Consider the following 9,711-nt stretch of genomic DNA (forward strand, 5'->3'; position numbering starts at 1 on the left):
TTCCCGCATTGGTGCAGGGTTTTTTAATTATTTGAATTGATTTTATTTTCTTTTTTCTCCAAATGGAAAGTTTCTTCTTTTACAAGCTCATCCTCAAACAACATGCGAACTGAAGGGGTATACGTATCGTCATACTGTCCTCTTTTTACCGAAATTATAAAAGCGATAAAAAAGATAATAGCCACTAAAACACTAATGCTTAATAACACGTAAATAATACTCATACCCATTCTTGATTATGGTGTAAAACTACTTTTGGGACGACAAAAAAAATATGACATCCGTCAGCTTTGCTTATTTATATCCATTCTTAGTTTTCTACTAATATATTGAGTGGCAAGTGTTGTAAACACAACAATACTTATACTGCTCAAAGGCATTAAAATAGCTGCAATAACGGGTTTTAAATGACCTGTTACCGCAAATGAAAGTCCTACCAAATTGTATAGTAATGAAAGCAGAAAAGCCCATTTAATAACCTTAATCCCTTTATAGGAAAGATCAATATACCGTACCAGGTTTTTAAAAACCGTAGCATCTAAAATACCATCACAGGCAGGCGAAAAAACATTGATGTTTTCTGAAATAACAATCCCAACATCACTCTGTTTCAAAGCACCAGCATCGTTAAGGCCGTCCCCAATCATCATGACAGTTTTTCCAGATTGTTGCTGCTTTTTTATATATTCGAGCTTATCGCAAGGCTTTTGATTGAAAATAAGTTCTGTACCATCAGGCAGTAAACACTCTAAATGTTCTTGTTCTCCGTCGTTATCACCGGAAAGGACAATAATTTCTTTATTCTGCCCCAATGCTTTAAATATTTCTGAAACTCCATTTCTGTATTCATTTTCAAAAACATAGCAGCCTTTATATTGTTCGTTGCTACTAATATGAACTGTTGTTTTCTTTTGTTTTTCTGAAGTGTCTTTTATCTGCATCTTTTTAGATGTATTCTCAACAAAAGCATAGGAACCCACTTTTATAGTTGCATTCTTTGCTGAAGCTGAAATCCCCTTCCCTACTTCTTCTTTAAATTCGTCAAGGGTTTGAATATTATTTTTATCTAAGATTGCGTATAAAGAACGGCTCAAGGGATGATTCGATGCCCGAAGGGTACTAGTCAAAAGTTCTCTTTCTATTTGAGTAAGCTCGATACCGTCATAGGTTATTGTATTTTTTCGATTCGTTGTGAGTGTTCCCGTTTTATCAAAAATGATTGTATCTACTTTCGCCATTTGTTCAATTATGGAAGCTTCTTTCAAGTAGAATTTATTGCTTCCGAAAATGCGCAACATATTACCCAATGTAAAGGGTGCTGCAAGTGCAATAGCACAAGGACAAGCCACAATCAATACCGCGGTAAATACATTAAATGCTTTTGAAGGATCTACCACCATCCAAAACAAAGTGGATAAAAAGGCGATACTCAATACCGCCACCGTAAAGCGTTTGCTAATACTATCGGTCAACGATTGAAAAACACCCGTTTTATCTTTGCTAAATACTTCATTACTCCAAAGCTGGGTTAAATAGCTTTGCTCTACGGGTTTCAACACTTCTACTTCCAGCACCCCGTTTTGTTGCTTTCCGCCGGCATATAATTTATCACCACTTTGTTTTGTAATGGGCTCAGCTTCGCCCGTTACAAAACTATAATCAATGAGTGCGTTTCCTTTTATTAAAATAGCATCTACAGGCAAAAGCTCGTTGTTACGGATAAGTAATCGATCGCCTTTTTGAATATTATATACCTCAGCCTGTTCTTCTCTAACACCACTTTTTTTATTTCGCAATAAGCGTGTTACAGCAATGGGAAAATACGATTTGTAATCTCGTTCAAAAGACAAGTATGAATACGTTTTCTGCTGAAAATATTTCCCGAGTAATAAAAAGAAAATAAGACCGGTAAGGCTATCGAAAAACCCAGTGCCCCAATCCATGATAATTTCCATCGTACTTCTAATAAAGAGTACGGCAATACCAATAGCAATGGGCACATCAATGTTCAAAATACCAGAACGCAGCCCTTTATAAGCCGAAGTAAAATAATCTCTACCAGAATAGAATACGACTGGAACTGAAAAAGCAAACATCAGCCACCGAAACATGTTTTTAAATTGATCCAACCAAAATTCTTTTACTTCAAAATACTCTGGAAAGGAAAGGAACATGACATTGCCAAAAGCAAAGCCAGCAACACCAAGCTTATAAATTAGGCTGCGATCAATATGTTTTTCTTTCTTTTCTGAATTTTCAAGAGAAATATATGGTTCATAGCCAATACGACTGAGCAGCAGAACCAATTCTTTTAGCGTAGTATTTTCAGAAGAAAAAGTGATACGAACTGTTTTTTCAGGAAAATTGACTTGTGAGGTTTTTACTGCTTTGTTTAGCTTGTTCAAGTTTTCTAACACCCAAATACAACTACTACAATGAATGGACGGAATTAAAAAAGAGACAACTTGTGTGGTATTATTGTCAAATTCCAACAGCTTTTCAACAATGGCAGGGTTATCAAGAAAGTCGAATTTCCCTTCAATTTCTTGTGGGGAAATACCTGGATTGGTGTCCAGATCGTAGTAGTAACCAAGGTCGCTGTCTTGAAGGATATCAAAAACCGTTTTGCAGCCGTGGCAACAAAACGATTTCTCTTTGTGTTCAATAACAGTATCTAAACACGGATCCCCACAATGGAAACAGTTTGTCATTCAATTAAAATTTGCTCATTATACCTATTGCAAAGGTGCTACTGAACCCTATTTTAAAAAATGACAATTATCAGTTACGGAATTTTTAATCCCAAAAAGGGTCAGAATATTCTGATTTGGAACTGTCTTTAATATGGATTTTTTCAATGGTTTCCAGTTCTTCTGGAGTTGCTACTTTTTGTATTTCATTGAACAGAATCCGCTCTTCAAAACGTATGTGTGCCTGTAACTCTTCTTCCAAAAGACTCAAGGATTTATTGGGGTCTTCGGTTTCTTTAAACAGCCTTTTAATACGGCGGTGTTCTTTTAAAGCTCGTTTTACCATTTCATCCTCTTTACCTAGAATGGGAAAGATGTGTTTTTCTTCAGCATTAAAATGAGGTTTTATTTCTGTTTTAAAAAACCAATTGGCATAGCTTTTCATCCGTTCCAAGGAAACATCTTTGGAAAAACCTTTTCGTATTTTCCAAGAAAAGAGCAAACCAAAATGATGCTGTCTACTTAATGGTTTTAAAGCTTCATGACGTTTTATGGGTTTCGGATTATTCATACTATTTTTAGGATTTTCTTTGTTTTAAAAAAGTCAGACCTACCTCTAACCCAGTTGCCAATTCGTAAAGACTTGTGTTTTGCAACATTCTCTTAAGTTCTTCCCGAACGTTCACAAATTTATCGTGTATAGGACAGGGTTTAGTAGCATTGCATGTATTAAAGCCTAAAGCACACCCCTCATAAATAGAGTTTCCGTCTATTGCAAAAACAATATCGGCCAGCATAATAGTATCAATTTTATCTTTGGGTATTTCAAACCCGCCGGATGGACCTTTGCTAGATTTTATTATATCGATTTTGGCAAGCTGAAGCAATATTTTTGCTGTAAATGCTTCTGGAGAGTTAATTTCCTTTGCAATTTTCTTTAAGCTTACACGCTCTCCTTGTATTGATTGCAGAGCAATATAGATTGAAGCTTTTATACCGTATTCACAAGCTTTAGAGAACATAGTTTTTTTGTTTATGTAAAGATATTCTATTTCGGACAAAATTATCTTTATTTAACAAAAGCATGGAATAGCCTTGACTTATACGTCTTGCTATCTAGATCCGAAATCGTTTATTTGCTTCCCGTTCCAATGCTTCACGATGATCGGGATGGGCAATTGTAATGAGTGCTTTGGCTCGTTGTTCCAATCCTTTTCCAAAAAGGTTGACCACCCCATACTCTGTTGCCACATAGTGTACGTGTGCTCGAGTAGTAGTTACGCTAGCACCTTCTTTAAGAAACGGGGTTATTTTTGAAATTCCTTTATTGGTTACCGAAGGCATAGCTATAATGGGTTTTCCTCCTGGTGAGAGTGAAGCTCCGCGAATAAAATCCATTTGGCCTCCAACACCTGAATATTGATAAGTACCTATAGAATCGGCACATACTTGACCCGTCAAGTCAATTTCAATAGCACTATTTATAGCAGTCATTTTGGGGTTTCGGCGAATAATTGCGGTATCGTTTGTATATCCCGCTTCCTTAAAGTGAACAATGGGATTATCATCGATAAAATCATATAATTTTTGAGTACCCATTGCAAAGCAGGTTACTATCTTCCCAGTTTTAATTTCTTTGTTTTCCCCAGTGATAATACCTTTTTCAACCAAAGGCAAAATACCATCACTAAACATTTCGGTATGAATACCCAAGCGTTTATGGTTCGTTAAATTGCTCAACACCGCATTAGGAATATTACCGATTCCCATTTGCAACGTGGCACCATCTTCTATCAAGCCAGCTACATTTTTGCCAATAATTGCTTCTACTTCTGTCGGGCTTTCTATTATGGACGCGTGAATCGGCTCATCTACTTCAATTGCCAAATCAATATTTTTTATATGAATAATTCCGTCGCCGTGTGTTCTTGGAACTTTTGGGTTGATTTGCGCCACAACCTTTTTAGCTGTTAAAATAGCTGGTAAGGTGATATCTACCGAAGCACCCAATGAGCAATATCCGTGTCGGTCAGGTGGAGAAACCTGAATAAAAGCAACATCCAATGGCAAAATACTTCGCCTAAACAACCAATGTATTTCACTCAAAAATACCGGCACATAATCACCATAAGGGCTATGCACACCTTTTCGTACGTTACCTCCTACAAAAAAAGTATTTAAATGAAAGGCTTCATTATAGGGTACTTCTAAATATTTTGCTTCTCCGTGGGTATGAATTTGTACAATTTCAACATTTTTTAAATCTGAATACCGTTCACATAAGCTGTTTATCAATACATTTGGAGTCATGGCAGCACCTTGGAAAAAAACCCGATCACCAGATCGTATGGTGGAAACTGCTTCTTGAGAAGATACTATCTTTAAGTTTTTATGATTCATCTGTCGTTATGTTTGGAGTGCAAAGGTGTAAAACCTTTCAGTCTTTAGTTATGATTTATATCATACCAATAAATCATCGATACTTTTACCATTGCAACTTAATTTTACTTTCTTTAAAATAATGATTTCTTATAAAAAACACATATACATTGCCCTTGGATATTTTGTGCTGATTGCTATTATGGGAGTTGCTCTTAGGTTGTTTGCAATAACCGAATTGCCTATTACCTATCGATATATTGTACACACCCATTCGCATATTGCTTTGTTGGGCTGGGTTTATACTGGAATAACTACTGTCTTGTATTATTTATATTTGCATGACAGTGAGATTTCAAAGAAATACAGGTATCTTTTTTGGAGTACACAGGCAACTATTTTAGGAATGCTATTCTCGTTTCCCTTTACCGGTTATGCCTTGTTCTCAATTATTTTTTCCACACTGTTTTTAATTGCGACTTATGTGTTTGCTTTCTTTTTTCTGAAGTATACCCCAAAAGAGTTGAAATCACTTCAATCATATAAATTAATACGAGTAGCAATTTGGTTTATGGTACTTTCAAGTATTGGTCCTTGGGTGGTAGGAATAGTGATGGCCACATTAGGAAATACTTCGCCTTGGTATCATAACGCTATTTATTTTTACCTACATTTTCAATACAATGGTTGGTTTTTAGTTGCTTTGTGTGGAATTCTGTTCCGTTTATTTGAGAAACATGAAGTAACCCTTTCGAAAAAAAATTTTAAACGGTTTTACTACCTATTAAATATTGGTGTTATATTGACTTTTTTTATTTCTATTTTATGGATGCAGCCACATTGGCTTTTTAATGCGCTAGCAATCATCGGAGGGGCATTACAAATAAGTGCATTTAGTATTCTTTACGGAAAAATTTTGTGGGAACGCTCCACTTTAAAAAAGCATCTATCAAAGCAAACAGGATGGTTACTGAAATTTGCTGGATTTTGTCTTGTAATAAAATTGACCGCTCAGTTAATGGGTTCGTTTCCTACAACTGCTGAAATTATTTCTGGGAATATAGATTACATAATCAGCTACCTCCACTGGGTATTTCTTGGATTGGTTATTGTAGCTTTGATCGCATTTTTACAGCATTTTAAGTGGCTCGTCCTTTCCAAAGTTGTAGTATTTTTATATTTCGCAGGTTTTATCTTAACCGAATTCCTAATTTTTTACCGCGGTAGTATAAATGCTTTTAACCTTCCATCTCTGCCCGATATTCCCTTTTGGCTAACCGCAGCTAGTGTCATACTGTTACTTGCAATAGGTTGGCTTTTTACTTTTCAGTTTAAAAGAATCAGTTAAACTGTCTCTTCTTCAGGACATAATTTTTTGGATACTTCAGCCATTTCTTGTACAATAGAAGCTCCTTTGTCTTTATTGTACCAAAACTGTAATTGTGTCTTAAAAGTATCGTCCAATTGTCCATATTCGGTTTTATAATCCGTCACTAATTTTGTGGCTGCCTGCGAACGTGGTCCCCAACTATCAAGTACCTCATATTGATCATTCAGAATAATTAATTTTGGAATACTTTTGGAACCATTGGTAAGAAACTGGTCCATTAATTTTGGATCTTCATCCCGTAAGACGATTTTTAATTCAATATTTTCTGAAAGTTCGGCTATTTTATTGAGAAACGGAAGCGTTTGCGCAGCATCACCACACCAAGGCTCAGTAATAACTAGCCAAGTTTGCTTTTCACAGATGTTTATAAATTGTGATTGAAAAGTTTCAGTAATCGTAGCTGTTTTGTCCAAACGCTTGCTTCGGCTTAAATTCAATTTTGTGTATTTTATTTTTTCTTCGGAAGGTTCTCCCGTAGTTCTTCCTTCTGCGACTAATTGTTTAAACAAAAGGTTGTAATCAGTATATGTCATACTTGATTGTATGGAATTTTCTAAAAGCTTTTTCATTGCTATATATTTTTATAATTTGTTGTAAGATTAGGTATATCCTTACAGTAATTAAATGCCCAAAGCACTTTTTAAAAATCTTTCCGCTTTGCCATTCGTTGAATAAAATAAGTAGGTACAATAACCCAAAGTGTCAGCATTAACGATGATAGTATAAAACCAAAACTGGTTCCGAAGAATTTCTGAAATACGGCACCTGTATATCCTAATAATGCCGAAATATCCAACTTCAATAAAATGAGCACCCTCGATAAATCTACCGGGTTCAGCATGGTTGCCACCAAAGAAAATTTATCTAAAGGATACTCTTCAAAATATACCAGAGACATTAAAAAAATACCATCATAAATTACGGCCATAAACAGCCAAAGCAGAATGGCATAGCCAAACCCTTTTATTTTATTTTCATTAGCCAAAGCAATAACAAAGGCTAAGGCAGTAAAAATTAGGGTTAAAAAAGCACCGGTAATCAGCAGTAATGAAAAGTCCCAAATGGCACCACTGTTAAAAATCCCGTAAAACACAAAAGGTAATCCCAAACCAATTATTAAACTCATTGATAAGGACAGGGCAACACCAAAATACTGTCCTAAAAAAATAGAACTTCGCTTTACTGGCTGGGCGAGCAAGAGTTCAGTAAATTCTTTGGAGTTGTAATAATACATTACCCCAAATATGGTTCCGATAAGTGGTACCAATACGATAATGACGTTCATTAAAGTGATCACAGCCTTGCTCAAGTCATTATTGAGAAACAGCAACACAACACCTAATAATAAATAGAACAAAAAGTACACGTAGCTCCAACGGCTGCGCATTAAATCGAAGAAACTATATTTTAATATTTTAAGCATAACTTGAAGATAACATGGACGCAATAGCGTGTTCAAAATCGGGTTGTCCGGTCTTTGTTTTCAATGCGGGAATACTACCACGGAAGTAGATTTTACCTTCCAACAAAAAGACAATTTCATCGGCAATTTCTTCTACAAAACTCATAATATGAGAAGTAATCAGAATGGTTTTTCCTTTTTCCTTTTCAGCAGTAATTAACTCTTTTAAGCGAATGTGCGAGATGGGGTCGAGACCTGTTGTTGGTTCATCCAAAATAACCAAAGGACTATCAAACATAAAAGTAAGTACCAGATTTACTTTCTGCTTGGTACCACCAGAAAGGTTGTTCAACTTTTTATCGAGGAACGGTTGTAACTTAAACAACTCAATAAGCCGTTCGTCATCTGCCTGTTTGGTACTGCGTAGATCTTTTATCATTTTAATCAGTTCCTTTACGGTCAGGTTTCCTGGGAAGTTGGCTATTTGGGGTAAATAGTCAATATCGTTACGGTATTCCCAGTTTTTTTTAATAGAGGTACCATTTAATTTAATGGTTCCTGAATTGGGTACAATCATCCCTAAAATACTTTTTATAAGAGTAGTCTTGCCCGAACCATTCGGTCCAAGAACAGCAAATATCCCCCCATTATCTATAGTAAGGTCAATGCCTTTTAGTACTTGGTTTTTGCCAAATTTTTTATGTAAATCATCTATCTCGATCATAGTCAATAGGTTTCAATAAAGGGTTGTTATCCATAAGATTATCTGGTGTAAATACCGGAGATACTTTTTCAGAAAAATCAATGATATCAATAAACAAACTACGCAACAAGATGATAGTCTCGGGCGTACGGTTTACAATGTAGCTGAAGAGTTTTACGGGCCGGTATGGCACATCACCTATTCCATTTTTATTCAAATCGTAGCCCGTGTAATTGCTCCAATAGTTTTTATCGAACACATTGTCATTTATATTACTGTTATAAGAAATATCAAAACTGTTATATAGAAAGTTATTTTTTGAAAAGGTGTTGGCATAACAGGCACCTCGAACCTTTATGGCCCAGCCGTTGCTTTTAAAATCATTATGGGTATAATCAATACGATTTGAGCCTTCAATATTGATACCCACCGTGTTTTCTTCAAAAATATTTCCTTTTATTTCTGAATCATTTATCTCTTTCAACAATAAACCAAAAGAAGCGGTACCCCAATTTTTTCTAAAAACGTTGTCATACATTTTTATAAATTTTGAGAACATGACCGCAACTCCTGCCCCATTGTTTTCAAATAAATTGTTGGTATAAGTATCATTATTGGAAAACATAAAGTGCAAGCCGTAGCGTAAGTTATCAGTGCTTTTGTTGTTCTTTATCTCTATTTGGTCTGAAAATTCTAAATAAATTCCATCCCTAACATTTCGAATTCTATTATTAGTAACCTCAACGTTGTTACAATGCCATAATTGAATACCGTTGCCTGAATTATATTCATTAACAGCATCGCCCTTGATGGTGTTATTCAATACTTTTCCGTGATTGGATTTTTCTAGATAAATTCCGAAGAAAAGCCGCTCCAACGTATTGTTCTGAACGAGGAAGTTTTCACTTTTAACAACCCGTATAGCTGCATAATCGGTAGTATAGCTGGTTCCAACATTGACGATTGTAAGGCCGTCAATAGTTACGCTATCACTTTGAATGGTGATAATTTCACCTTTGTTATCCCCGTCGATTACAGGATTGCCCTCTCCTATTATTATTAGGGGCTTTGTAATACCTATGTTGTATTCTTTGTACGTTCCTTTTTTTATTTTAATAGTATCGAACGGTTTTGCCTTTTCAACAGC

The 9,711-nt window shown here is 35.5% G+C and carries 10 protein-coding genes; 1 reads left to right on the forward strand and 9 read right to left on the reverse strand.

What is annotated here, in order from left to right:
• Window positions 1-23 precede the first annotated feature (23 nt).
• The 5 genes from ccoS to AACZ92_RS12455 all read right to left on the reverse strand — a co-directional run bounded on the left by ccoS (window position 24) and on the right by AACZ92_RS12455 (window position 5,090).
• Window positions 24-224: a cbb3-type cytochrome oxidase assembly protein CcoS gene (gene ccoS / locus AACZ92_RS12435; protein WP_339701870.1), complete on the reverse strand. Its 201-nt coding sequence runs from the start codon at window positions 222-224 to the stop codon at window positions 24-26.
• A gap of 60 nt (window positions 225-284) precedes the next feature.
• On the reverse strand, window positions 285-2,711 hold the full coding sequence (locus AACZ92_RS12440; protein ID WP_339701871.1) for a heavy metal translocating P-type ATPase metal-binding domain-containing protein: 2,427 nt from the start codon (window positions 2,709-2,711) through the stop codon (window positions 285-287).
• 85 nt (window positions 2,712-2,796) lie between these two features.
• Window positions 2,797-3,261, reverse strand: a complete 465-nt coding sequence (locus AACZ92_RS12445; protein ID WP_339701873.1) for a hemerythrin domain-containing protein — start codon at window positions 3,259-3,261, stop codon at window positions 2,797-2,799.
• Window positions 3,262-3,268: 7 nt separating this feature from the next.
• Window positions 3,269-3,712 (reverse strand): Rrf2 family transcriptional regulator, encoded by a 444-nt coding sequence (locus tag AACZ92_RS12450; protein ID WP_339701875.1) that lies wholly within the window; start codon window positions 3,710-3,712, stop codon window positions 3,269-3,271.
• Window positions 3,713-3,806: 94 nt separating this feature from the next.
• Window positions 3,807-5,090 carry an acetyl-CoA hydrolase/transferase C-terminal domain-containing protein gene (locus AACZ92_RS12455; RefSeq protein WP_339701877.1) on the reverse strand — a complete coding sequence of 428 codons (1,284 nt, stop codon included), beginning with the start codon at window positions 5,088-5,090 and terminating at the stop codon, window positions 3,807-3,809.
• Between the two features lie 121 nt (window positions 5,091-5,211).
• Between AACZ92_RS12455 and AACZ92_RS12460 the strand changes: the two genes are divergently transcribed.
• A complete protein-coding gene (locus AACZ92_RS12460; protein ID WP_339701879.1) occupies window positions 5,212-6,417 on the forward strand; it encodes a hypothetical protein in 1,206 nt (401 codons plus the stop codon).
• Here the strand turns inward: AACZ92_RS12460 and AACZ92_RS12465 are convergent.
• From AACZ92_RS12465 to AACZ92_RS12480, 4 genes are all read right to left on the reverse strand, one after another.
• Window positions 6,414-7,028, reverse strand: coding sequence for a thioredoxin family protein (locus AACZ92_RS12465; RefSeq protein ID WP_339701881.1), 615 nt, complete (start codon window positions 7,026-7,028; stop codon window positions 6,414-6,416). The two genes, AACZ92_RS12460 and AACZ92_RS12465, sit on opposite strands and share 4 nt — an antisense overlap.
• Window positions 7,029-7,099: 71 nt before the next feature.
• Window positions 7,100-7,882 (reverse strand): ABC transporter permease, encoded by a 783-nt coding sequence (locus AACZ92_RS12470; RefSeq protein WP_339701883.1) that lies wholly within the window; start codon window positions 7,880-7,882, stop codon window positions 7,100-7,102.
• Entirely contained in the window at window positions 7,875-8,585 is a 711-nt protein-coding gene (locus AACZ92_RS12475) for an ABC transporter ATP-binding protein (RefSeq protein WP_339701885.1), read from the reverse strand. The genes AACZ92_RS12470 and AACZ92_RS12475 overlap by 8 nt, the downstream gene beginning before the upstream one ends.
• Window positions 8,569-9,711: nitrous oxide reductase family maturation protein NosD (locus tag AACZ92_RS12480; RefSeq protein ID WP_339701887.1), on the reverse strand; the 1,143-nt coding region annotated here is incomplete at its 5' end. The genes AACZ92_RS12480 and AACZ92_RS12475, both read right to left, overlap by 17 nt.

The sequence above is a fragment of the uncultured Marixanthomonas sp. genome (assembly GCF_963974425.1).
GTDB lineage: Bacteria > Bacteroidota > Bacteroidia > Flavobacteriales > Flavobacteriaceae > Marixanthomonas.